Raw genomic sequence first — 23,615 nt, forward strand, 5'->3', positions numbered from 1 at the left:
ATCCTCCGCCATGCGGTATCTGGTGACGGGCGGTACCGGGTTCCTCGGGCGGATGGTCCTCGCCCGTCTGCTCGCTCGCGACGACTGCGAGGCGGTGTACGCGCTGGTCCGACAGGGCTCGCGCGATCGGCTCCTGCGCCGCTTCGCCGACGTCGACGGCCACGAGAAGATCGTGCCCGTCGTCGGCGACCTCACCCGTCCCCGCCTCGGCCTGCACGACGCCGAGATCGACGGGCTCGCCGGGCGGGTCGACCACGTCCTGCACCTCGGCGCGATCTACGACATCACCGCCGACGACGACGCCAACCGCGCCGCCAACGTCGACGGCACCCGCGGGGTCGTCGAGCTGGCGGCCAAGATCGGCGCCGGCTGCCTGCACCACGTCTCGTCCGTGGCCGTCGCCGGCGAGTACGAGGGCACGTTCACCGAGGACGACCTCGACGTCGGGCAGACGTTCGGCAACCCGTACCACGAGACCAAGTACCAAGCGGAACGCATCGTCCGCGAGGAGGGAGGAGTCCCCTGGCGCGTGTACCGGCCCGCGGTCGTCGTCGGCGATTCGCAGACCGGCCAGATGGACAAGGTCGACGGGCCCTACTACCTGCTGACCGCGATCTCGCTGCTCGCCCGGCTCCCGAGCGCGCTGCGCGTCGCGATCCCCGAGCTGGGCGCCACCAACGTCGTCCCGGTCGACTTCGTCGCCGACGCGATGGTCCACCTCGTGCACGAGCCGGGCCTCGACGGCCGCGCGTTCCACCTCGTGCACCCGCGCCCGCAGCCGGTCTCCGAGATCTACAACGCGCTGGCGAAGCCGCTGGGCGGCCCGCTGGTGCAGGCGACGATCCCCACCGGCGTCGGCGGGCTGCTGCACCGGGCGGCCACCGCCGCGCAGCGCGTGGCCGCGGTCGCCGCGGCCCGCGACATCGTGCTCGCCGAGCTGGACATCCCGCCGGAGGTCCTGCCCCACCTGACCTTCCCGACGCGCTTCACCTCCGAGCGCACCACCGAGGCGCTGGCCGGCACCGGCATCGCGAGCCCCGAGTTCGGCGACTACGCGCCGGTCCTCGTCGAGTACTGGCGCGAGCACCTCGACCCCAACCGTCACCGGCGTCCACGGCCCGGCGGCCCGCTGCAGGGCCGCCGGGTCGTGATCACGGGTGCCTCGTCGGGCATCGGCCGCGAGACCGCCCTCAAGGTGGCCCGTGCCGGCGGCGTGCCGCTGCTGGTCGCGCGGCGCACCGAGGAGCTCGAGGAGGTCAAGGCCGAGATCGAGCGCGACGGCGGCCAGGCCTGGGTCTACTCGTGCGACATCACCGACGCCGAATCGGTGGACGCGCTGGTCAAGGCGATGATCAACGATCACGCCGGGCCCGACACCGGCATCGACATGCTGGTCAACAACGCCGGGCGCTCGATCCGCCGCGGGGTGCGCCTCGAGCTGGACCGCTTCCACGACTTCGAGCGCACGATGGCGATCAACTACTTCGGCGCCGTCCGCCTGACCATGGCGCTGCTGCCGCACATGCTCGAGCGCCGCTTCGGGCACATCGTCGACATCTCCTCGATCGGTGTGCAGACCGGCCCGCCACGGTTCTCCGCGTACGTGGCGAGCAAGGCCGCGCTCGACGCGTGGGCCTCGATCGTCGCCACCGAGGTGCTCGGCGACGGCGTCACGTTCACCACCGTGCACATGCCGCTGGTGCGCACGCCGATGATCGCGCCGACCCGCATCTACGACGCCTTCCCCACCGACTCCCCCGACGAGGCGGCGGACAAGGTGATGCACGCGCTCGTCGACCGCCCCAAGCACGTCGGGACGGCGCTGGGCACGTTCGGCGCGGTGACCGCCGCGCTGACCCCGCGCGTCAAGGACGCCGTCATGCACATCGCCTACCGGGTGTTCCCGGAATCGGCGGCGGCGCGTGAGGGTAGTGACTCTCCGAGCCCTGACGACGCACGGACCCTCGACACGGGCCCGCTCTCCCGCGGTGCCCAGGCCATGGCCCGACTTCTCCCTGGAGTGCACTGGTGAAGACCCCGTTCGGCACCCCCACCGAGCTCGCCACCGGGCTGCGGCTGCTGACCGGAGCGGGCGTCATCGCCCCGGTGGCGCCCTACCGCGCCGCGCTCTTCCCGACCGCGCTCTACCGGTACGGGTTCACCCCGACCACGGCGTACGTCGTCAACCGCTGGCGCCACCCGGACCGCGTCGCGATCGTGGACGACCGCGGCACGCTGACGTTCCGCGAGATCCACGAGCGCACCGACCGCCTGGCCCGCGCGCTGGCCGACCGCAACATCGGCCCGGGCAGCCGCGTCGCCGTGCTGTGCCGCAACCACCGCGGCCCGATCGAGACGATCCTCGCGACGAGCAAGGTCGGCGCCGACGTCGTCCTGCTCAACACCGGCCTGTCGCCCTCGCAGATGAAGGCCGTGGCCGAGGAGCAGGAGATCGCGACGGTCGTCGTCGACGCCGACCTCGGCGACCGCCTCGACGAGGTCCCCGAGAGCGTCCGGCGGATCTGGGCGTGGACCGAGGGCAGCGGCTGCTGGGGCGACGACACGCTCGAGGGCCTCATCGGCGCGGACGGCTCGCAGGACCTGCCGACCAAGCCGCCGATCGGCAAGACGATCGTGCTGACCTCGGGCACCACGGGCACCCCGAAGGGCGCCGAGCGACCCTCGATCGGCGGGATCGGGCCGGTCAACGCGATCCTCTCCCGCATCCCGCTGACCGCCCGCGAGCCGGCGCTGGTCTCGGCGCCGCTGTTCCACACGTGGGGCTTCGCGGCGTTCCAGATCGGCTCGCTGATGGGCTCGACGCTGGTCCTGCGCCGCAAGTTCGACCCCGAGGACGCGCTCGCCGCGATCGCGCACCACCGGTGCACGTCGATGTTCGCGGTGCCGGTGATGCTGCAGCGCATCCTCGAGCTCGGCGAGGACGTCATCTCCCGCTACGACGTCTCCTCGCTGCAGACGGTCACGGCCACCGGCTCGGCGATGCCGCCGGACAAGGTCACCGAGTTCCTCGAGACGTTCGGCGACAAGCTCTACATGCTCTACGGCTCCACCGAGGTGTCGTGGGCGTCGATCGCGAGGCCCGAGGAGCTGCGCTCCGAGCCGGGAACGGCCGGCCGCCCGCCGACGGGCACGACGCTCAAGATCCTGGGTGACGACGACCGCGAGCTGCCCGCCGAGGAGACCGGCCGCATCTTCGTCGGCAACGACATGCTCTTCACCGGCTACACGGGCGGGCGGGGCGAGACCGAGCTCGTCGACGGGATGCTCGGCACCGGCGACCTCGGGCACTTCGATCGCAACGGCCTGCTGTTCATCTCCGGCCGCGCCGACGACATGATCGTCTCGGGTGGGGAGAACATCCACGCCGGCGAGGTGGAGAACCTCCTCGCCGAGATGAGCGGGGTCAAGGAGGCCGCGGTCATCGGGGTCGACGACGACGAGTACGGGCAGCGCCTGGCCGCCTACCTGGTGCTCGAGTCGGGCGCGAAGGTCGACGCCGACCAGGTCCGCGACCACGTGAAGAACCACCTGGCGCGCTTCGCCTCGCCCCGCGACGTCGAGTTCCTCGACGAGCTGCCCCGCAACAACACGGGCAAGGTGCTGAAGAAGGAGCTCGGGGCCGCGCAGTCCTGACCCCCAAGATGGACACGTGACGACGCCGGGGCCGCAGCTGCGTGCGCCGGCGCACCACGTCAGCCCGCGGGCGCGGCGGTGGTGGGCGCTGCGCTCGGGGCTCACCACGCTCGCGGTGCTGGTCCCGCAGGTCGCCGTCGCCGTCGTCCTGCCCTCCTGGGCCCGGCTCCTGCTGGTGACCGGCGCCGTCACGCTGGTCGTCGGCGTGGCGCACCTGCTGGTGGTGCCGCGCGTGCGCTACGCGCTGCACCGCTGGGAGGTCACCGACGACGCGGTGCACACGCTCGCGGGCTGGGTGCGCCTGGAGTGGCGGATCGCGCCGATCACGCGCGTGCAGACCGTCGACACCGACCGGGGGCCGCTGCAGCGCGCGCTCGGGCTGGCGTCGGTGACGGTGACGACGGCGTCGTCGAGCGGGGCGCTGACGATCGACGGTCTCGACCTCGACGACGCCCTCGGGCTCGCCGAGCGTCTGACCCGCGCCACCGAGAGCGTCGGGGACGCGACGTGAGCGACGCCTCCTGGTTGCGCCTCGACCGCCGCATGCTCGTCGTCCACCCCGCGGTCGACCTGGTCAAGCTCGTCCCGGTGCTGGTGGTGATCGCGATCACCGGCGGGTCGACCGACGATCGCTGGCGCCTCGGCGGCGGCCTGCTGCTCGCGGTGGCCGTGCTCGTGCTCGGGGTCTCGCGGTGGTTCACCACCACCTACCGGATCGGCGACGACCGCGTCGAGCTGCGCACCGGCCTGCTGCGCCGCCACCACCGCAGCGTGCACCGCGACCGCATCCGCACCGCCGACCTCACCGCCAACCCGGCCCACCGCCTCTTCGGTCTCGCCGTCGTCCGCGTCGGGACCGGGCGGCGCGAGGGCGGCGAGGACGCCGAGCTCACCCTCGACGCCGTGCGCCGCGGCGAGGCCGAGCGCCTGCGCGCGCTGCTGCTCGGCGTGGCGCCCGTCGACGCCGCCGCGCCCGTCCCCGAGCTCGCCCGGCTTCGGTGGGGGTGGGTGCGCTTCGCGCCGCTGACGTTCTCGGCGCTCGCCGTGGTCGGCGCCGTGTGGGTCGGGCTGATCCGGCTGGCCGACGAGTTCTCGATCCGCCCCGGCGCGGTCGTCCTCGAGCAGACCGCCGGCCGCGCGCCGATCTGGCTCGGCGCCGTCGCGCTCGTGCTCACCGCGGTCGTCGGGGCCGCGGTGGTGTTCGTCGAGAACTGGTGGGGCTACCGGCTCACCCGCGCCGACGACGGCGGGCTCGAGCTGCGCCGCGGTCTGCTGACCCGCCGCACGCTCTCGCTCGAGGGCCGGCGCCTGCGCGGCGTCGAGCTCGACGAGCCGCTGCTGGTGCGCCTCGGGGGCGGCGCCCGCCCGCTGGCGCTGACCACCGGCCTGCGGGCCGACCACCAGGCCGAGCACGTCGGCGCCGTCGGGCCGGCGATGCCGCGGCGCGTCGCCCATCGCGTGGCCGCGGGCGTGCTCGGGGTCGACCCGGCGGAGGCGACGCGGGTCCCCCTCGCCCGCCACCCGCGGGCGGCCGTCGTGCGGCGGCTGACACGCGGGGTCGGGCCGGCGCTCGTGGTCGCCGCCGTCCTGCTCGCGACGCCGCAGACGCCGGCCGACGTGGTCACCGTCCCGCTCGTGCTGGTCGGGGCGCTGCTGCTCGCGCTCGACCGCGTCCGCGCGCTGGGGCACGCGCTGACCGGCGAGCACCTGGTCACCCGCGCCGGCGGCTGGGTGCGCCGCACGGTGGTCCTGCGCCGCGGCGGGGTGATCGGCTGGCGTCTCACCCAGAGCCTCACTCAGCGCCGGGCCGGGCTGGTGACGCTGCACGCCGTCACCGCGGCCGGGCGGGGGCGCTACGAGGTGCTCGACGTGGGCGCGGACCGGGCGCTGGAGCTGGTCGACGACGTCACCCCGGGCCTGCTGACGCCGTTCGTGATCGGCGCTCGGGGCGCTCGTTCCTTCGTGCGCCGTTAGGGTCTCCTCCCGTGAGTGCCCGTCTGGTGTGGATCGACTGCGAGATGACCGGACTCGATCTGAAGAACGACGCGTTGATCGAGATCGCGGCCCTGGTGACCGACGCGGACCTCGTACCGTTCGGCGAGGGCGTCGACGTCGTGATCCACGCGCCGGACGACGCGCTCGACGCCATGCCCGACGTGGTGCGGGACATGCACGCGAAGTCGGGGCTCACCGACGAGGTGCGCCAGTCGACGGTGACGATGGCCGAGGCCGAGAAGCTGGTCCTCGACTACATCCGCGAGCACGTGCCCGAGGGGCGCTCGGCGCCGCTGTGCGGCAACTCGATCGCCACCGACCGCGGCTTCCTCGCCCGCGACATGCCCGAGCTCGACGGCTACCTGCACTACCGCATGGTCGACGTCAGCTCGATCAAGGAGCTGTGCCGGCGCTGGTACCCGCGGATCTACTACGCGCAGCCCGAGAAGGGGCTCGCCCACCGCGCGCTCGCCGACGTGCGCGAGTCGATCCGCGAGCTCGAGTACTACCGGCGCACCGCGTTCGTGCCGATGCCCGGGCCGTCGACCGACGAGGCCCAGGCCGCGGCGGCGTCGGTGGTGGCCGACGACCGCGCCGGCGTCGTCGGGGCGCAGTCCGCCGAGCCCGGACCCGCGGGCGGTCAGGCCCCGCCGCCCGGCGCCTGACGCCGCTCACCTCGCTCGGCGCCTCCGCACCAGCAGCGCGCCGATCAGCAGCCCCAGCGCCAGCGTGATCGTCAGTGCGGCCCACTGAGGCATGATCACGACCGGGATGAGCAGCCGGATCGTCACCGGGTCGCGGTTCTCGAGGATGAAGACGATCACGAGCACGGCCAGGACGGCCGGCAGGACCCAGCGTCCCTGGTACCAGGCCTTGCTCGCCGGTGGGCGTGCGGCGTTCCGGGGCGGGGTGTCGGTCATGCGGTCCTCCGGGGGCAGCCGTTGCTCTCCCGACGCTGCTCTGCCGTCCGTGCTGCCGCCTCCCCCGGCGCGGGTGATCCCGGTGGCGGGGCGTCCACACGCGGCTTGTACGCTGGCCGACGACTCACCGGGGACGCCCGGGGAGCGCCATGGTGGGTGTAGCTCAGTTGGCAGAGCACTGGGTTGTGATCCCAGGTGTCGCGGGTTCAAGTCCCGTCACTCACCCGGACGGCAGCGGGGCCACCCGCTGTCGGATCGGTCCCGAAGCTTTGCTAGGGTTCCGATCACGCGCCGTTAGCTCAATGGGCAGAGCAAGTGACTCTTAATCACTGGGTTCGGGGTTCGAGTCCCTGACGGCGCACCCATCGTTGCAGGTGTCGGGTCTGCAGTGCTTCCCTCCCGGAGATCGACGGTCCGTTTACGGGCCGGAAACTCCTCCGGAGGCGCTCAGCATGGCCCGTCCACCTCTCCCGCTCGGCACTCCCGGAACCATCTCCGTCGCCGAGGAGGAGCCCGGCTCCTGGGTTGCTCGGTGCCGCTTCCGGGACCACGACGGCGTTACCCGCCGGCTCCGCAAGCACGGTCCATCGAAGACTGCCGCGAAGGGTGCGCTGCACGAGCTCATCCAGCAGCGGCAGAGAGGCAAGACCGGGTACGGTGCCGTACTCACGCCGGCCTCCCGCTTCCGCGAGACGGCAGAGCTGTACCTCGCCAAGGTGGACCGCAAGCGGGAGGACTCGACCCACGCGCTCTACGCCTATCACCTCGACCGCACGATCCTCCCCGCCCTCGGCGCACTCCAGCTGCGCGAGTGCACCGTGGCGCGCCTCGATGCCTTCCTCGAGGTCCTCGAGCCCCGCTACGCGGCTTCCACCCGCCGCACACTGCGCTCGATCGTCAGCGGCGTCCTTCAGATCGCCGTGCTCCACGAGGCCCTGCCGGCAAACCCGGTCCGCGAGCTCGACCGCATCGAGCAGCCGAGAGGCCAGGCCAAGAAGAAGCCTAGGGGGCTCACGGTGGACGAGCGCCAGGCCCTGCTCGACTGGTTCGACCGGGACTCCAACGACGATGGAGTCCGGCGTCTGCAGCGGGTTGCTCGGGCGGCTGAGCTGCCGGACCTCGTTCGCTTCTCCCTCGGCACAGGCCTCCGCATCGGCGAGGCGCTGGCGGTCCGCCGGCTCGATGTGAACCTCGACGGCGTGCCGGTTCGCGGACAGGACGGCCCGCTGCGCGTCCCGGTGGTCACCATCGCCGGCAACGTGACGTGGGTGAAAGGCAAGGGCCTCGTGCGCCACGACGGCAAGAGCGAGGCTGCTCTCCGCGTCATCCCGCTTCCTCAGTTCGCCGCCGACCTCCTCCGCGAACGTCTCGCCCAGCCAGGCGAGGACGGGTGGCCGCTATTCCCAGCGGCCGGTCGAGACGGCCGTATCACCTACCGGTGGCCGTCGAACGTGCGTCGCACTCTGCGCTCCGTGCGTGAGGAGGTAGGACTCGAATGGATGACTCCACACACCTGGCGCCGCACCTACGCCACCATCCTCGACGACGAACTCACCTTCACCGACCGCATGAAGGCCGACCTCATGGGCCAGGCCCAGTTCCTCAAGAACACGTACGTCAGCCGCGGTGAACTTCATGCCGGGGCGGCGGTGCTGTTGGATGCCATGCTTGCAGCGTGACTGCGTGCCTCTGACCCGCAACGGAGCTTCATCCATCGGACAAGCTTCGCGACGTGGCGTGTACGCGGAGTCGCTCCAGATGCTCGGGCAAGCCCCAGGGCCTTCGCAGGTTCCTGTGCGCTCGCCGCAACTCTCTTGTGGCCTTGAGTTCCCCAGGCGAGCTTCTCGGGGTACCTTCGCCTATTAACACATCACTTTCCTGGTTCTAACTCACGCGGCCTGAGCTCCCGGATTAGCGGTACCGCAATCGCCACCACGTCCGCCTCAGCGGACTGATCAAACTGCTAGCGCTGCGTCTCAGAAGCGACCGTCCGTCGCGCCGCCGTACAGAAACTCTCCCCTTGTCAAGCGGACCAGGCGGGATTGTCACTGTGTAGACTATGCCAGCCTTCTTGATGTCAACATTCCATGCTTCATTGCTGTCCTGATAAACAGTTCCCGTTCGCACCCTCTTCGGTTCATCCCAAGCTTTGACGAGTGCGCGAGCCAAGCTAACTGCGTCTTCTTGTGATAGCCTTTGCTTCTTCGTCGAGCCCGCAGTCTTACTTTGAAGCCATCGCAGAGCCTCCTTCAAGGCATCGTAGGCCGCGTTGCCAGTGACTCCGCTGACGATCGCGCCGCCCACGAAAACCACTAGCTCGGGCCAGCCGCTATAAGCGACCACCAATCTCGGTCGAGGTGACGTATCCCCTCGACGCAGCTCCCAGTAAACTTGCTCGGGCTCGGTGAGGGCCCGATCAAGCGAAACCTCGGCCTCATCGTCGATTGCTTCGGGGTAGATTCGATATGGCTGGTCAGCATCGAGAACGTGCACCTCAACCGCTCGACCTAAATACGCTTCGGTCAACTTGCCTCCGTGCGATAGGTGCGTGCTTCCACCCGTCTGGCTCGTCTCACTACAGCATCACGTCACGAAGTGAGGCCAGCTAAGTACCTCCGGCGTCGGTGTCGCGTTGATTCGACCGCACAGCTGAGATGGTCAAGCGGACCATCCGTCACTACGGCTGGTCGTGTCAGGTCGGCCACAAGACCGGCTACGAACTGCGTCGGAAGACGTGCCAGCATGTCCCGTGCCTCAACCCCCGATGCTTCCCTGGTGGGACGCCCGACTGGCCTACGAGGGCGACGATCCCATATCTGCTGTCTACCGGCGGCTGCAGTCCCGGTGGAGGGAGGACGAGCTCCGCCTGCCACCAGGCGAGTACATCGACAGCAGGACCAAGCGGACGCGTCCCTTGGGGTCCCGTCTGCCCGACGGTACGGACCTGACCTACCAGCTGCTCAGCGAGGAGGCGGTCGCCCGAGCGAGGCGCCGTTACCCGAACCTCAAGGCGGCCGATCGGCTGAGGGTCAACATGCTCAGCTCGACCCCGTTGTGTTTCTCCCTCTTTGGTCACCTCGACGCGTTCCGTGATGCCGCAGCACGAGTCCTCAGCGCCGCACTGCCTTGGTCCGTCGAGTTCGTCGAGAGCATCGAGTTCGAGCGAGCGCCAGACGCGGCAGCGCGACGGATCGGTGGAGGCAAGAAGGACCGCACCTCCTTCGACGCAATGCTGATCGTTCACAGCCACGGGACTCGGCTTCTTGTCGGGGTTGAGACGAAGTACATCGAGCCGTTCAGCCAAGGGCGCTACGACAAGGACAGCTACCGAGCAACTTCGACCCGGCCCGGGTCATGGTTCACTCAAGGAGCCGCCGACCAAGCGGTCAAGGCGTCGACGAACCAGTTGTGGCGGAACCTGATGCTTGCGCAGGAAAGCGAGGTGGATGCCGGCGTCCCCGCCGCGGTTGCGGTCGTCGCTCCTCGAACTAACCCGCACGCACGTGGAGGGGCCGAGCAGATGGCGAAGCTTCTCGTGGAGCCACATCGTCGGCTTGCCCTCGTCAGCCTTGAGGATATCGTCGCGGCAGCCTTGAAGGAGCCAAGTATCGCGGCGTGGGCGGAAACCTTCTCGCGCCGCTACCTCGAAGCGTCATGGGCGGACGTCCCGACGTGAATCCGAGGCCGACAGAGAGTTGAGGTATGCCGTCAAGCAAGTCTACCGCCGCTCTACGGCGCCGTTGGCCTTCCAGAGCGCTCGATCAACGGTCCGGAGCGAGCAGCCGGTCTCGGCCGAGATCTTGCGGCAGGTGGCCAGGTACTCGAGCCATGTGTACGCCGAGGCTCGGGCGCCCTGGGCCTCTCTGCTCCAGCGATCGAGGGCAATGAGGCTCGCGAGCGCTCGGACATCCATCACGGTGTAGCGCTCGGGCTGCTGAGCGGCGAGGACCGCGCTGCTGCCCGCCGCCGACAACCCGGGCACCAGGTTGAGGATCAACAGCGCACCCAGTTCGTCCTCGCACAGGAACGCACGTCTCGTCAGCTCCCGAATTTCTGGCTCAGGAAACGCACGCATCTGCTTGATCTTCCGCTTCGACCAGAGGCCTCGGAACTTCCAGCGGTACAAGGCCTCGGCATCGTCGTGGCCCAAGCTTTCGATGCCCTCGAGCGCGGCGAGGGAATCGTCGTAGGCCGACGGGTACTGGGCGCTCCACTCGTCGATCCATCGCTGCAGTTCGTCGTCGTCCACCGCGTCCCCCTGAGATCGTCGACGACTCCAAGGTCCGTTGCTGCGGACGCAACGGCAAGGAGCGTCCCTCGGAAGAGGTCGTCGAGCTCGGGCACCGAGGAGTCGGGTTCGATGAGAGGCAGCTAGCCTCGACCCTCCAGCGTGATCAGCAGGGGGTGGCGGTTGACGGCTGAGACGGGGTTCGCCGCGGGCGGTGCCGTGGTGGTCCGGGACGAGGAGTGGATCGTCTCCTCGTGCGAGCGCGCGGGCGAAGGATGGCGCCTCCGGTGCACCGGCAGCTCCGAGCTGGTCCGGGGCACGACAGCCACCTTCTTCACCGGCCTTGACGAGATCGAGCCCCTGGATCCGGCCGCGGCCGAGCTCGTCCAGGACGACTCACCGCGGTTTCGGCGCAGCCGGCTGTGGGTCGAGGCGGTGCTCCGCAAGACACCGGTGCCCCTGCACGAGCCGGGCCTGACCATCAGTCACGACATGCTGCTCGACCCGTTGGACTACCAGCGGCAGGCCGTGGCGACCGCTCTCGACGCTCAGCGCCTGCGCCCGCGTCTGCTCATCGCCGATGCCGTCGGGCTTGGAAAGACTCTCGAGATCGGCATGATCCTCGCCGAGCTCGCCCGCCGCGGCCGCGCCGAGCGGGTGCTGGTTGTGACGCCACGGCACGTCCTCGAGCAGATGCAGTACGAGCTGTGGACGCGGTTCGCGCTCCCGCTGGTGCGCCTCGATTCCGAGGGCATCCAGAAGGTGCGGCAGCAGCTGCCGGCCAGCCGCAACCCGTTCACGTACTTCCCCCGCGTGATCGTCTCCATCGATACCCTGAAGTCCGCGCGTTACCGGGCCCACCTCGAGCGCCATCACTGGGACGCCGTGGTGATCGACGAGTCCCACAACGTCACCAACGCCGCCGCGCAGCGCAGTGAGCTCGCCCAGGTCCTCGCCCGGCAGACCGACGCGCTGATCCTCGCCTCGGCGACCCCGCACAACGGCCGCGCCGAGTCGTTTGCCGGCCTGATCAACCTGCTCGACCCCACCGCGATCGTCGACCCCGCCGACTACGACGTCCGCGACATCCGCCACCTCTTCGTCCGCCGCCACCGCCACTCCCCCGATGTGGCTCGCGAGGTCGGGCACATGTGGGCCGAGCGCCCCGAGCCCGAGGTGCTTTCGGTCAAGGCCACCCCGGGCGAGGACGCCGTCGCTACCGAGCTGTCGACGACGTGGCTGCACCCGGGATCCGGCGGCTCGCCGATCACCGGCGGTGGGCGTCAGCTCTTCCCTTGGACGCTCGCCAAGGCGTTCCTCTCCTCCCCCGCGGCGTTCGCCGAGACGGTGGAGAACCGCCAGAAGACGCTCGCTCAGAAGGGCGAGACGCACACGCTAGAAGGGCAGGCCCTGGCCCGCCTGGCTGCGCTCGCCGACGAGGTGACGGGCTCGGCGAAGCTCGATGCCCTCGTCGCCCACCTGGAGCGGATCGGGGTCGGCAAGGGCCGCGACAACCGCGTCGTGCTGTTCAGCGAGCGGGTCGTCACCTTGCACTGGCTGCGCCGCGAGCTCCCCCGACTGCTCGGGGTGCCCGAGAGCGCGTTCGCCGTCCTGCACGGCGGGCTCCCCGACGATGAGCAGATGCGCGTCGTCGAGGCGTTTCGACTCGCCGCCTCCCCGCTGCGCGTCCTGATCACCGGCGACGTCGCCAGCGAGGGCGTCAACCTGCACAAGCGCTGCCACGACCTCGTCCACGTCGACATCCCGTGGAGTCTCATCCGCATCGAGCAGCGCAACGGACGCATCGACCGCTACGGCCAGCAGCACCCGCCGCGAATCGCCGCCCTCGCCCTGACCACCTCGAACGAGCGCTTCAGCGGCGACGTCCGCGTCATCACCCGCCTGCTCGACAAGGAGCACAAGGCGCACCTCGCGCTGGGCGACGCCGCCTCGCTGCTGCACCTGCACGACGCTGGGCGCGAGGAGGACGAGGTCCGCCGCGTGCTGGAGAACGGCACGTCGATCGACATAGCCATTCCGGACCCGACGCCACCCGCGAGCGTCGACTTCGACGACGACGCCGCCTTCGACGAGCTTTTCGCCGGGCTCGGCGACCCGCCGGCGCCAACACCGCCCGTTGTCGACCGCGCCAGCCTGTTCGACCGCGAGGTCGACTTCCTGCGCGAGGCGCTCGCCGAGGCGTTCGACCAGCCGACGGCGAGCCCGCGGGCCGGCGGCGTCGGCTGGGCCGAGCACCCCGACGAGGGGCTCGTCGAGCTCACCCCGCCCTCGGACCTCATGGCGCGGCTGCGCGTGCTCCCCGACTCCTACCTGGCCCAGCGCAAGGTCAAGGAGAAGCTGCTGCTCGCCGTCACCGCCGAGCACGGCGAGGATCACCTGCGCCGGGCCGTCGACGACACCGCCGCAGGCGCCAAGCAAACCCAGTGGCCCCTGGCCCACTACCTCTCGCCGTTGCACCCGGTGCTCGACTGGGCCGCCGATCGTGCACTCACCCGCCTGGGCCGCAACCAGGTGCCCGTCGCGACGGCGGCCGTCGACCGGCCGACGGCGATCGTGCTCGGCACGCTGACCAACCAGCGCGGGCAAGTCGTGTTGCGCGCCTGCGTTGGCATGCAGTTCCTACCCGGCGGCGGCACCCCGGTCGTGGTGCCCGACGCCGACGACGTCCTGCGCGCGGCAGGCTTCCGCGCCGACGCCGTGAACACCGGCGCGCCGATCGACCTCGCCGCCCACCGCGACCTCGTGCCCGCCTCGGTCGAGCAGATGCGCCGACACATGGCCATGCTCAAGGAGCAGCGGGCGGCGGTGGTCAGCGAGCCGCTGCGCCAGGCCGCCCGCGAAGTGCGCGACTGGCGCCGCCGCTCCGAAGAGCGCGCCGCCACGCTCGCGCCGAACGCCGCGAAGGCCGCCCGCCGGCGCATCGAGGAGCACGGCACGCAGGCCCAGCGCCTCGTCGCGTCCCTGTCCGCCCGTTCCGAACCGATGGTCCGCGTCCTGCTGCTGCTCGTCCCGGGAGGACAGACCTCATGACCCGCTTCGACACGATCGTCGTCGGCAACGACTTCGTCTCGGAGCACTGGCTCGCCGAGCAGTTTTCGGCGACGGTGACCAAGCAGCGCGCGGTGTGGAAGGAGCGCGAGGAGCACCAGAAGGTCACGCCTCGCAGCGCGCTCACCGCCCTCGCGGGGTCGTTCGGGCATGAGCTGGTGCGGCTGCGCGAGTCGGGCGACGTCGAGCGGCTCCGCGAGCTCCACGCGGCCATCCGCAGCGCCCTGCTGATCGACGGCGAAGAGACGACCTGGACGAGCGAGCGGGCGGGCGGTGAGATGACCGTCCCCGCCGTCGTCGGGTCGACGCCGAGCGGGACGCACCTGCTGGTGCTGCAGGCGCGGGACGCGGCGACCGTGGAGGACGTCCTCGACGCCGACGGCGTCGGCCACCTGCTAAGCCCGGCGACCGTCGACGGGGTCGCGGAATCGGCCACCGCCGCCGTCGTCTCGGGAGTGTTCCGCGTCGAGGACCCGCCTGCGTTGGTGGTCGTCACGGCCGGGGCCTGGCTGCTGCTGGCCGAGCGCGGCACGTGGCCCGAGGGCCGCTGGCTGGCCGTCGACCTCGCGACCGCGCTCGAGCGGCGCGACACCAAGGCGGCCGGCGAGCTGGAGACGATCGCCGCGCTCGTCTCTGCCGAGAGCCTTCTGCCCGCCGACGACGGCACCGCGCCGCTGCTGGGGTTGCTCGAGGATTCGGTGAAGCACGCCGTCGGCGTGTCGAAGGACCTGCGCGAGGGGGTGCGGGACTCGATCGAGCTGATCGCGTCGGAGGTGCTGCGCCGGCGCCGCGACCGCGGACTCCCCGACGACGCCCCGAATCTCGCCGGCGACCTCACGCGACAGAGCCTGCGCTTCCTCTATCGCGTCCTGTTCCTGCTCTACGCCGAGGCGCGCCCCGAGCTCGGGGTGCTGCCGGTCGGGGCGCCGGAGTACGCCGAGGGCTACGGGCTCGACCGCCTGCGCGAACTGGTTCTCACGGAGCTGACCAGCGCGCGGGCCCGAGAAGGGACGCACTTCCACCAGTCGCTCGACGTGCTGTTTCGGCGGGTCAACGAGGGCTACCCGCCGTCCTCCGACGACGCCCCGCGGCAGGACGACGGCGGCGAGCTGCGCTTCGAGGCGCTGCGTGCCGACCTGTTCGACCGGTCGGCGACGTTGCTGATCGACGAGGTTGGGCTCGGCAACGCGTGCCTGCGGCAGGTGCTGCGTCGGCTGCTGTTGTCGAAGGAGAAGAAGGGCCGCGACGCCGGGTTCGTCTCCTACGCCCAGCTCGGGATCAACCAGCTCGGCGCGGTGTACGAGGGGCTCATGTCCTACAGCGGGTCGATCGCCCGCGACCACATGGTCGAGGTGGCCAAGGACGGCGACCGCGCCAAGGGCAGCTGGGTCGTGCCGATCTCGGCGACCGAGGGCTTCGAGGACCGGTGGTTCGTCACCCAGGACGACCCGGAGAACGGCGACCGATCGCGTGTCACCTACCGTCCCGGCGACTTCGTCTTCCGGCTCTCCGGACGCGACCGCCAGCGCAGTGCGTCGTACTACACCCCGGAGGTGCTCACGCGCTGCGTCGTTACCCATTCCCTCGCCGAGCTGCTCACCGACGAGACTCCGGCCGCGGCGATTCTCCAGCTCGCGGTCTGCGAGCCGGCGCTGGGCTCGGGGGCGTTCCTCATCGAGGCGATCAACCAGCTCGCCGACCAGTACTTGTCTCGGCGGCAGCGCGAGCTCGACAAAGAGATCCCGCCCGAGCGGTACCCCGCCGAGAAGCAGAAGGTAAAGGCCTACCTCGCCCTGCACAATTGCTACGGCGTCGACCTCAATGCCACCGCCGTCGAGCTCGCCGAGATCACGCTGTGGCTCGACGCCATGCACCCCGGGCTGCAGGCGCCGTGGTTCGGTTTGCACCTGCGTCGCGGCAACTCACTGATCGGTGCCCGCCGCGAGGTCTACACGCCGTCGGAGGTGGCGAAGAAGGGCTGGCTCACGACGGTCCCGACAGCCCGGCCGCTGGGAACGCCGATCGAGCCGACCGAGATTCACCATTTCCTGCTGCCCGCCGCGGGCTGGGGCGCTGTGGCGGACACCAAAGAGGCCAAGGAGGGCCGACCGCGAGCGACGGTGGCGCTCAAGGACTGGCGGCGCTCGATTACCTCAGCGTTGTCGAAGGACGAGATTAAGCGACTTCAGGCCCTGGCGCAGCGCGTCGAGGTGCTGTGGTCGCTGGCGCAGCGGCGGCTGACGATTGCCGAGGCCGAAGTCCGACGTGACATCGCCGTCTGGGGCGCGGACGACCTCGACCTCCCGGTCGGCTCTGGCGCTGTGCAGCGTGAGGACATTGAGGCGTCCTTCGACGACCCGGACTCTGCCTACCGCCGCCTGCGTCGCGTCATGGATGCCTGGGCTGCGATGTGGTTCTGGCCGGTGGACACCAACGTCGCGCCACCGACCCGCTCCAGGTGGCTCGATGCCCTTGAAGCTCTACTCGGGACGATCAGCAAGGGAGAGGTCGAGGATGGACGCGGTCTGTTCTCCGACGAAGCGACGTGGTCCGAGCTTGATGACATAGAAGCAAACGAGCGCTCCTTTGGCCAAATGCGCCCGTCCGACGTCTTGCTGATTAGCCACCCTTGGCTGTACACCGCTCAGCAGATCTCGGAGGAAGAAGGATTCTTCCATTGGCAACTCGATTTTGCTCAGGTCTTTACCGGCCGCGGCGGCTTCGACCTACAGATAGGCAATCCGCCTTGGGTTAGGCCTGATTGGGACGACGGTCTGGTTCTGGCTGAAGACGACCCATGGTTCGAACTTGTTGAAAAGGCTTCCGTGGCAGCTCTCCAGAGGCGACGGGAGGCATTGCTTGACGACGGAGATTCGCGCTATCTTGCAGAGCGGACTTCGATAGCCGGATCTAGCGAGCATCTGAGTAGTGCAGTAGATCGCCCTCTTCTAGCCGGTCTTCGACCAGACCTTTACCGCTGCTTTATGGATAGAGCATGGCGGGGCGCCTGCTCGAAAGGCATAGTCGGCCTTATCCATCCGGAGTCGCATTTTACAGAATTGCGCGCCTCCTCGTTGAGGCAAGAGTGTTACCGACGTCTTCGCCGCCACTGGCACTTCCGCAATGAACTCTCACTGTTCGAAGTACATAATACGACGAATTTTGGCGTGCATATCTACGGGCAGGCGCTCGAGCCGCACTTCAGCCAAGCATCGCTACTCTTCGATCCGATGACCTTGGCTCGGTCTCTGCAGCACGACGGCACAGGCCCGGAGCCTGGCCTCAAAGACGACGAGGATCGCTGGGACACACGGCCACACGCCAACCGAATACTGACAGTCGATGTAGAAACCCTAGCAACGTGGGCAGATATAATCGATGAACCTGGCACGCCAGCCACGGCGGCGCGCATGCTTCGGCCCATTACTGCCGCAAGCCAGAAGGTGCTCGAGAAGATCGCCACCGCCAAGCGGTTCTCCGCGAGCCGGCCTCGCTCTAGCCTCGGTTGGGACGAAGCAGCAGCTAGGAAGGCTGGCTTCTTCGAGTCGCGTCCGGCAGTGCCTGACTCCCCCCGAGACGTAATTCTGCTGGGGCCCAACATCTCCGTCGCGAATCCATTCGCTCGTCAAGTCAACCCTTCAATGCGCAGCAATAAGGACTACACTGACTGGGACCTCGAACAACTCCCTGAGAGGCCCTCGATCAGAACAAGCTATCAGAGGATTGGCAATTGGAACGAATTTATTGCGGGATACCCACGATGGGAGGGTCGACCGACCAACGAGTTCTGGCGCCTAGCTTGGCGACGCATGGCAAACCCAGCCAACATGAGAACTCTCTTCGCGGCGTTAATTCCACCTGGGCCGACTCACGTGAGCCTTCTAATCACTGTGAGCACGAAGTCTCATCGGGAATTAGCCTTCGCAGCAGGCATGTGGGCATCACTTCCCGTCGATTTTCTCATCAAGGCTGCAGGGTTCAACGACATCAAGGCCGAGGTTACGTACCAGTTCCCGCACCCCTCGGACTCCAGCCTGGCTCCTGAAGTAATTCACCGTGCTCTGCGTCTCAACTGTCTAACCTCGTCGTACGGGCCACTGTGGGAGGAGCTGTTCGACGACCACTGGCGGCAAGACTCATGGACGATTTCCCCGCAAGTTCGTCCCATAGCGAGAATTGAAGCGAACTGGTCGGCGGCAACGCCGCTCAGACGGGATGCCGACCGTCGGCGCGCGCTTGTCGAACTCGATGCACTCTCGGCGGTCGTCTTGGGCATCTCCGCCGAGGAGCTCTCTGCGATCTATCGAACGCAGTTTGGGGTGCTTCGCAAGTACGAGCGTGTCATGCAGTTCGATGCCAACGGCTTTCAGGTACCAAGGGAGGTACTCAAGGACTACGAGAAGCGAGGCACGCGCGCCGAGCTTGATCGCTACGAGCTGCCGTTCATCGGCGTCGACCGGGAGCGGGAGATGACTATCGCGCACGAGGAGTTCAGCCGGCGGCTGGCGGAGCGGACCGCTCAATGACGACGGACCTGCCGCGGCGGGCTCGTACTCACGTAGTCGTGGCGGACATGTAGCGAGGTCCTGCCTTGCCATCGGAGCCCGACGCTCGTGAGACCCGTCGGATGGGCTGTACGACAGCCTTACCCTCATCGGCTCAGGGCAGCACCGGGTGGTCGACCTCAATCGCCACAGCCGCCTTCGCGCATAGGGTAACGAGGACCTCGAACCAAATTCCTGGTCCGCGACGATGACGGCTGCGATCGGCCACGAAGTCGTCGATGCCCGCGAAGCGAGGTCGCAAACTCGCCCCGCCGATCCAGGCCGCGGCGTCGAGACCGAAGGTGCTCGCGTAATCGGCTGATCGCTGACGTGGCTGCGTCGCTGGTCAACAACCGCCGCAGCTGGGACGCCCGCAGCGCGGAGTTCGAGGGGCATGTCCGAGCCGGTCGCGGCGCATGGTGTCGGCGGCGTCCTGCAGTCGCGGTCGTCGATGCCCCGTCGAGCTGCTGCCCGCCTACCGTGCGGCCGACTCCTCGATGACGGTGCTGGTCGGGGAGGTGCTCGGCGACGTTCGGCTGTGACCCGTGTAACGATCATGCCCGAGCTGCTGGAACTCACCGTCGCCGGCGCCGCGCCATCCTCTGCGGGACCGACGTCAGCACGGCTCCGGCGGCGGCTCGCCACGCCGGCACGTCGACGCCGTCGGCGCTGGACGTCGTCAGGAGGGTGACTCGCGTGCCGTCGGGGGCGTCTCCTACCTGGTGAACGCCCTGCTCGGCGTACCAGGCCCGCTTGCGCTGCCACGCCTCCTCGTAGGCGGGGCTGTCGAGCATGCCGAGGTGCTCCCAGAGCACGAGGCGCCCGTCGGGCAGGACGATGGTGAAGTCGGGCAGCACGCTGCGGCCGTCGCTGCCGGTGAATGGCTCCTCGTAGCGCCACTGCCCGGGCACGAGGTCGTCGAGAATGCCGGCGACGATCACCTCGTTCTTGCTGCGCACCAGCACTCCGTTGCCCGTGATGTGCCCCAGACCCCGGTCGACAACGTGGGCGTGCTGCCCGTCCGGGCTCGACACCGTGACAGGGTCCGCCGAGCGGACGAGATCGGTGTACCGCCGCGCGGCCTCCGACCCGGTCGACCGCGTGAGGTCGAGGAGATCATCGAGCGAGCCCTGGTGGCACAGCACAATGCGCTGCGTCTGGCGCGTCAAAGCGGTGTACACCAGCTCGCGCGACAGCCGGCCGAGGTGCTCGGGGAGCATAAGCACAACGAGGCCGAACTCGCTGCCCTGCGACTTGTGCACGGTCAGCGCCCACGCGAGCTCGAGGGACGCGTCGCTGTCCGACACCGCGCTGTTGACCGTGACCGAGAGCCCCTCGCGCTGGAGGAACTCGACCTGCGTCGCCCAGGGCGACTTCCGTGCGCTGACCTGGCCGGTCACCACCCCAATTTCGCCGTTCGCGATGAACGCGGTCTGCTTCTGCCGGTCGGCCCACGACCATGCCGGGAGCTTCTGGTTGACGAGGTTGACCACCTTGTCACCCAGAACGATCTGCTCGCGCCCCAGCGGCTTGGGCACCTTGCGGTAGCGCCGCCGCAGGGCCTTCTCCAGCTCGTCGCGGCGGTGGGCGGCCTTGAGGTGGCGGTTGAGCCCGACGGTGCCGTGCGCCCGGCCCCGGGTCGGGGACAGCACCTGCCACTGCTCGCACCGCTGGGCCGCCGTCGAGTAGTCGATGTACTGCCCGAGCGTCGCCCCGTATGACGCGGCGAAGCTGCGCCCGCCGTCGTCGACGACGTCGAGCTCCTCGGCGAGGACGGCGTCCAGGACCTCGTTCGCACTGCGCTCGTCCCAAGGAACCGCGCGGAGGGTCGGCATCGCCGTGCCGGTGCGCAAGCGGTGCCACACCTCGTCGGCTCCCTCGGGCAGCTCGTCCCCGCCGAACCACTGCGCGAGCTGCAGGTCGTCGCGGGTCCGCCCACCGCCGCGCTGCCGGCGCAGCACCGTGAGCTCGCACCACCCCGGCGCGACGTGCGGCCAGCGCCCATCGTGGGCCTGCCGCACGTCGCTCTCGAGGTCCACGAACGGGCGCCCGGGGCCGATCGGCGGGAGCTGGCGCGGGTCCCCGACGAGAACGAGTCGGTCCGGTGGGTGGATCGCGTCCAGGAGGGCGTCCAGCATCCACTCGGTGAGCATCGACGCCTCGTCGACGACGACCGTGCCGAAGCGGCGCCGGCTAGCAACCTCGCCGGTCGAGAAGTACTCGCCGGATTCGCCGTCGTAGCGGCCTGTCCGGGTGAGGAACTGCGCGAGGGTGCTGGCCTCGTGGCCCACCTTGGCCTCGAGTTGGACGCGGGCCTTGCCGGTCGGGGCGAGCAGGAGCACGCCGCTCGCTGTGACCTCTGGGCGGTTGATCACGGCACGGACGAGGGTTGTCTTCCCGGTTCCCGCGCGGCCGTTGAGGACCGTGAACCGTGCCGCGTAGACCTCCGAGAGCGCAGCGAGCTTCTCCTGGCGTGCTCGCGCCTCGTCCTCACGGTCGGCGGGGTCGGTGTCGCTCAGGGGCCGCAGCGCCTCGTCGAGGCTCCGCGCCAGGTCGTCGGGCAAGGGATGCCGACTCGCGGAGCGCAGCGGGGCGAGCACTTCCTGGATCGCCTCGACGCGGTCCCGGGCCGACACGTGCTTGTAGGCCGACGACCCGTCGGCCAGTTGGGTCGCGACTAGTGCCCGCTCCTCCTCGGCCAGACGCACGGGGTCGAGCCCGAGCCCCTCGAGGACGGCCGTCGTGATCTTGGGCGGTCGGGTGGCGACGAGGCCGACCGCCCGCTCGACGGCGTCGGACACGGGCAGCAGCGTGTGGCCCTCGCCGTCCGCGCGGACGACGGCCGTGGTGAGCAGCGCCTCGAGGCGCCGCCGGTCAGCCGGGTCGTCGAACGGCGTGGCGACGGGCAGCGGGAAGTCCGCGGCGACCGACGGGTCGGGGTAGCACCCGCGGTCGATCGCGGCGACGTCCACGGGAAAGGGACCGTCCGCGGTGAGGACGACGAGCTCGTAGGGGTTGTCCAGGAACTGCTCGCGATCCAGCGGGTTCGGCATGTCCGGCTCGGTCGCCTGGACGACACCCTCGACCGGCAGGTCGAACCGGACGAGGAGGTCGAGCAGCCGGCGGTCCTCGGGTGCCTGCCCCTGCCAGATCTCCCGCCGTGTGTTCGTGGTGAGCTCGCGGATGGGCGGCGGCGCGTCGCGGCCCTCGAGAGCGGCGACGACCAGTGGCCAGGCGTCCGCGTCGCCCGCGGCGCCCGCTGCGACCTGGGCGGCGTAGGTCGGGTGCTCCCAACCCATGACGGCCAGCACCGCCGGCAGGCCGGGGGACGGTCCCCGACGCCGCCAGGTGCGGGCGAGCTGGGCGTCGAGCCAGGCCAAGGACGTGTCGGGTACCGATACTCCGAGGCGCATCGCCTCCTCGGCACAGCGCCGGAGCTCGAGCAGGGCAGCGACGGCGGTGTCGGAGCTGACGTGCTCGGTGACGTAGGAGAACTCCCGGCTCGCCTGCTCGGCCTGCGGTACAGCCGTAGTGACGTCCACGCCGGAGTCACCCACCGCCACGAGCTCCTGGAGCGGCATGAGGAAGCCGCCCCTACCATCCGGGCGCAGCGTGTGCCCGACGACCGTCTCCCACTGGTGGTTGGGGAACGCGGTCGGCCCGTCGGTGGGCCACGGTGACGGTGCTCGGAGGTGCTCGACGACCGCCGCCCCGACCAGCACCCGGCCGGGGACCTCCTCGAACGGCGAGTGTTTGACGTAGAAGAAGACCAGCGACTCGTCGACCTGGACGTTCTCGAAGAACGCGTCGATCAGGGCCTTCTGGTTGTCGCCGTGCAGCACCCACGTGGCGTTCCGCCAGTCGAGCGCCGCGAGGGCATCGGCTTCGCGGTCGAGCTCGAACCCGGGGACCGGGAATGACTCGAGCAGGTCCTCGGTCGCGCTCCGGTTGAGCCAGTAGTACGGGACAGCTGGGGCAGAGAACGCGGGTACGGCGAGAGTCGTCGGCCGCAGCCCCGACAACGCCGTGTGCCACGCGTAAGGGTGCGTCTGCTCGACAGCGTGCACCCGCGGGCTCATGAAGGTGGCCCGCTCGGCAACACATGGCGGGGTCCGGCCGTCGTCCAGCTCGTCGATGGAGGCGCCGGCGTGCGCCTCCTCGTAGGCGTCGTCGCGGCCCTCACCGATCGTGCTGAGCAGCAGGCAGGCGTTGTTCGCGCGCGGGGCCCGGCACACGGTGCCCCGCCACCCGTCGTCGTGCCACGGGACCCTGATCGACAGGTGCTGCACGAAACCCACGACGCCTCCCCCACATCGGGCTGTCGGGCCCCTGCCTACCAGAGCACCAGACGGAGCCGATCACCCCGCATCGGGCACGCTGCGCGGCCATGGGGGACACCACGTCATCGATCACCGTCGGCATCGACATGGCATCGCAGGACGTCGGCACCGCGATCTGCCGGATCCGATGGGACGGGCGCAGCGCGACGGTCGAGCGCCTCTCGGAGGGCGGAACCGGGAACGAGGAGATCGTCAGCTCGCTGCTCGAGGTGCCCGACGGAGGATGGGCTGGCGTCGACAGTCCATTTGGCTGGCCGGAGCACTTCGTCGACGCCGTCACGGCGCATCGCGCGGGCCGCCCCTGGCCCGACCGGGGCGCCGTGGGCCCGGAGAGCATCCGGCGACTGCGCTACCGGGAGACGGACCTTCACGTCCGGCGGCGGTGCGGCTTCTGGCCCCGGTCGGTGTCCTCGGAGCTCATCGCCCTCCTCGCCATGCGCTGGGCCGGTATCCTCGACGCCCTCCACCTCGAGACAGGACATCCCGTCGACCGGTCAGGGGCCGGACCGGTGGTCGAGGTCTATCCTTCGGCGGCGCTGAAGCAGTGGGGCCTGCCGCGTCGCGGCTATAAGGGCGGACCGATGGACCCGTCGAGCCGGCGCCTGCGGTTCCGCATCCTCCATGGCATCCAGGAGCGGCTCGGCTGCCTCGTGATGACGCCCGCCACCGCGCGCCGGCTCCTCGCCGACGACGACGCCCTCGACGCCTTCGTCTGTGCTCTCGCGGCGCGCGCCGCGCAGGTCGGTGCCGTTGAGGCGGTGCCATCAGAACGCCACGCGGCCGCCGCGTATGAAGGGTGGATCGTGCTGCCGGTCGAGAACGCGCTTGAACGGCTCGTCGACGCGCGCGTCCCCTCCTGAAGTCC

At 69.8% G+C, this 23,615-nt stretch carries 13 protein-coding genes and 2 tRNA genes; 12 read left to right on the top strand and 3 right to left on the bottom strand.

The annotated features are described in order from the left end of the window. Nucleotides 1–10 precede the first annotated feature (10 nt). The 5 genes from ABD994_RS09735 to orn are packed head-to-tail and all read left to right on the top strand — an operon-like array spanning nucleotide 11 to nucleotide 6,314. Entirely contained in the window at nucleotides 11–2,032 is a 2,022-nt protein-coding gene (locus ABD994_RS09735; RefSeq protein ID WP_345413524.1) for an SDR family oxidoreductase, read from the top strand. Next, nucleotides 2,029–3,654, top strand: coding sequence for an AMP-binding protein (locus tag ABD994_RS09740; protein WP_345413526.1), 1,626 nt, complete (start codon nucleotides 2,029–2,031; stop codon nucleotides 3,652–3,654). Before ABD994_RS09735 ends, ABD994_RS09740 begins: the two co-directional genes overlap by 4 nt. A 16-nt stretch (nucleotides 3,655–3,670) precedes the next feature. Beyond that, nucleotides 3,671–4,165: a PH domain-containing protein gene (locus ABD994_RS09745; protein WP_345413528.1), complete on the top strand. Its 495-nt coding sequence runs from the start codon at nucleotides 3,671–3,673 to the stop codon at nucleotides 4,163–4,165. After that, a complete protein-coding gene (locus ABD994_RS09750; protein WP_345413530.1) occupies nucleotides 4,162–5,628 on the top strand; it encodes a PH domain-containing protein in 1,467 nt (488 codons plus the stop codon). The genes ABD994_RS09745 and ABD994_RS09750 overlap by 4 nt, the downstream gene beginning before the upstream one ends. Nucleotides 5,629–5,639: 11 nt before the next feature. Continuing rightward, nucleotides 5,640–6,314 carry an oligoribonuclease gene (gene orn, locus ABD994_RS09755; RefSeq protein ID WP_345413533.1) on the top strand — a complete coding sequence of 225 codons (675 nt, stop codon included), beginning with the start codon at nucleotides 5,640–5,642 and terminating at the stop codon, nucleotides 6,312–6,314. Between the two features lie 6 nt (nucleotides 6,315–6,320). Here orn and ABD994_RS09760 read toward each other — a convergent pair whose 3' ends face one another. After that, nucleotides 6,321–6,569 (bottom strand): MYXO-CTERM sorting domain-containing protein, encoded by a 249-nt coding sequence (locus ABD994_RS09760; RefSeq protein ID WP_345413535.1) that lies wholly within the window; start codon nucleotides 6,567–6,569, stop codon nucleotides 6,321–6,323. 152 nt (nucleotides 6,570–6,721) lie between these two features. Between ABD994_RS09760 and ABD994_RS09765 the strand changes: the two genes are divergently transcribed. From ABD994_RS09765 to ABD994_RS09780, 4 genes are all read left to right on the top strand, one after another. Continuing rightward, nucleotides 6,722–6,794, top strand: a tRNA-His gene (locus ABD994_RS09765). A gap of 63 nt (nucleotides 6,795–6,857) precedes the next feature. Then, nucleotides 6,858–6,930, top strand: a tRNA-Lys gene (locus ABD994_RS09770). 91 nt (nucleotides 6,931–7,021) lie between these two features. Then, on the top strand, nucleotides 7,022–8,248 hold the full coding sequence (locus tag ABD994_RS09775; RefSeq protein WP_345413537.1) for a tyrosine-type recombinase/integrase: 1,227 nt from the start codon (nucleotides 7,022–7,024) through the stop codon (nucleotides 8,246–8,248). 1,070 nt (nucleotides 8,249–9,318) lie between these two features. Then, nucleotides 9,319–10,245, top strand: coding sequence for a PGN_0703 family putative restriction endonuclease (locus ABD994_RS09780; RefSeq protein WP_345413539.1), 927 nt, complete (start codon nucleotides 9,319–9,321; stop codon nucleotides 10,243–10,245). A gap of 42 nt (nucleotides 10,246–10,287) precedes the next feature. Here the strand turns inward: ABD994_RS09780 and ABD994_RS09785 are convergent, their stop codons facing one another. After that, nucleotides 10,288–10,818 (bottom strand): hypothetical protein, encoded by a 531-nt coding sequence (locus ABD994_RS09785; protein ID WP_345413541.1) that lies wholly within the window; start codon nucleotides 10,816–10,818, stop codon nucleotides 10,288–10,290. A 162-nt stretch (nucleotides 10,819–10,980) separates the two neighbouring features. Here ABD994_RS09785 and ABD994_RS09790 point away from each other — a divergent pair, with 162 nt between their 5' ends. Further along, nucleotides 10,981–13,848, top strand: coding sequence for an SNF2-related protein (locus tag ABD994_RS09790; protein ID WP_345413543.1), 2,868 nt, complete (start codon nucleotides 10,981–10,983; stop codon nucleotides 13,846–13,848). Continuing rightward, nucleotides 13,845–18,392, top strand: a complete 4,548-nt coding sequence (locus ABD994_RS09795; RefSeq protein ID WP_345413545.1) for an Eco57I restriction-modification methylase domain-containing protein — start codon at nucleotides 13,845–13,847, stop codon at nucleotides 18,390–18,392. Before ABD994_RS09790 ends, ABD994_RS09795 begins: the two co-directional genes overlap by 4 nt. 593 nt (nucleotides 18,393–18,985) lie before the next feature. Here ABD994_RS09795 and ABD994_RS09800 read toward each other — a convergent pair. After that, nucleotides 18,986–22,708 carry an AAA family ATPase gene (locus ABD994_RS09800; protein ID WP_345413547.1) on the bottom strand — a complete coding sequence of 1,241 codons (3,723 nt, stop codon included), beginning with the start codon at nucleotides 22,706–22,708 and terminating at the stop codon, nucleotides 18,986–18,988. A gap of 89 nt (nucleotides 22,709–22,797) precedes the next feature. Here ABD994_RS09800 and ABD994_RS09805 point away from each other — a divergent pair, with 89 nt between their 5' ends. Next, nucleotides 22,798–23,610, top strand: a complete 813-nt coding sequence (locus ABD994_RS09805) for a DUF429 domain-containing protein (protein WP_345413549.1) — start codon at nucleotides 22,798–22,800, stop codon at nucleotides 23,608–23,610. Nucleotides 23,611–23,615 lie beyond the last annotated feature (5 nt).

It is taken from the genome of Actinomycetospora chlora, from assembly GCF_039542135.1.
Lineage (GTDB): Bacteria > Actinomycetota > Actinomycetes > Mycobacteriales > Pseudonocardiaceae > Actinomycetospora > Actinomycetospora chlora.

Excerpts from the sequence above, each read along its gene's own strand:
- ABD994_RS09760 (WP_345413535.1), bottom strand. The coding sequence starts at position 6,569 with ATGACCGACACCCCGCCCCGGAACGCCGCACGCCCACCGGCGAGCAAG.
- ABD994_RS09795 (WP_345413545.1), top strand. The coding sequence starts at position 13,845 with ATGACCCGCTTCGACACGATCGTCGTCGGCAACGACTTCGTCTCGGAG.
- ABD994_RS09735 (WP_345413524.1), top strand. The coding sequence starts at position 11 with ATGCGGTATCTGGTGACGGGCGGTACCGGGTTCCTCGGGCGGATGGTC.
- ABD994_RS09775 (WP_345413537.1), top strand. The coding sequence starts at position 7,022 with ATGGCCCGTCCACCTCTCCCGCTCGGCACTCCCGGAACCATCTCCGTC.
- ABD994_RS09805 (WP_345413549.1), top strand. The coding sequence starts at position 22,798 with ATGGGGGACACCACGTCATCGATCACCGTCGGCATCGACATGGCATCG.